The organism is Oleiphilus sp. HI0128, from assembly GCF_001635365.1.
This window is the reverse complement of the sequence record NZ_LWGG01001635.1, coordinates 1-905: the sequence shown is the minus strand read 5'-3', so window position 1 is coordinate 905 and position 905 is coordinate 1. Positions and strand designations below refer to the sequence as shown.

At 47.8% G+C, this 905-nt stretch carries 1 protein-coding gene; it reads right to left on the bottom strand.

The genetic code is table 11. The features are described 5' to 3' along the window. The coding region (locus A3763_RS26565) for an ATP-dependent metallopeptidase FtsH/Yme1/Tma family protein (protein WP_156495360.1) at nt 1-905 on the bottom strand (905 nt) is incomplete at both ends.

The window sequence follows — 905 nt, the reverse complement described above, 5'->3', positions numbered from 1 at the left end:
CGCCACATGAGAACCGCCACTGCCAGCGGACTTTCCTAAAAACACTTCTTCTTGGGCATCATCATAAAGCAAGGGCCCTAACTTATCGGACAAGCCCCACTTGGTTACCATATTTCTAGCAATCTCTGTCGCACGCTGAATATCGTTTGATGCGCCGGTTGTGACACCATCCATACCTAATGTCATTTCTTCGGCAATTCGGCCACCATAAAGCGAACAAATCTGGCTGATAAGCTGCTTGCGACTCAAGCTATAACGATCTTCTTCAGGCAGGAACATCGTCACACCCAAAGCACGACCTCTCGGAATAATACTTACCTTATAAACCGGATCATGTTCTGGTAAAACACGACCAACAATTGCATGTCCCGCTTCATGATAAGCCGTATTAAGCTTTTCCTTCTCAGACATCACCATAGACTTGCGCTCTGCGCCCATCATAATCTTATCTTTAGCAAGCTCAAAGTCTGTCATTTCAACTGCACGCTTATCAGCTCGTGCCGCAAACAGGGAAGCTTCGTTAACCAGGTTCGCCAAGTCAGCACCTGAAAATCCTGGCGTACCACGGGCAATCAAACTTGGCGCAACATCCTCAGCTAAAGGCACCTTTTTCATATGCACCTTCAGAATTTGCTCACGACCAAGTATATCTGGCAAACCGACCACAACTTGACGGTCAAAACGCCCCGGTCTTAACAATGCTGGGTCTAGAACATCCGGCCTATTGGTTGCAGCAATAACAATGACACCTTCACTACCTTCAAAGCCGTCCATCTCTACCAAGAGCTGGTTCAGTGTTTGCTCACGCTCATCATGACCACCACCCATACCCGCACCACGATGGCGACCGACAGCATCGATCTCATCGATAAAGATAATACAAGGAGATTGCTTCTTGGCCTGCT